At 48.6% G+C, this 255-nt stretch carries 1 rRNA gene; it reads left to right on the forward strand.

The features are described 5' to 3' along the window. A 23S ribosomal RNA gene (locus VQ643_RS16405) occupies positions 1–255 on the forward strand; the annotation flags it as partial.

Raw genomic sequence — 255 nt, forward strand, 5'->3', positions numbered from 1 at the left:
ATATCTTGCACTGAATACATAGGTGTAAGAGGCGAACCAGGGGAACTGAAACATCTAAGTACCCTGAGGAAAAGAAATCAACCGAGATTCCCTCAGTAGCGGCGAGCGAACGGGGACCAGCCCTTAAACTTCTTTGATTTTAGTGGAACGGTGTGGGAAAGCCGGCCATAGTGGGTGATAGCCCCGTACACGAAAAGGTCATAGAAGTGAAATCGAGTAGGACGGAGCACGAGAAACTTTGTCTGAATATGGGGG

Origin of the sequence: Pseudomonas sp. F1_0610 (assembly GCF_047470865.1) — a bacterium.
Classification (GTDB): domain Bacteria; phylum Pseudomonadota; class Gammaproteobacteria; order Pseudomonadales; family Pseudomonadaceae; genus JAZDRH01.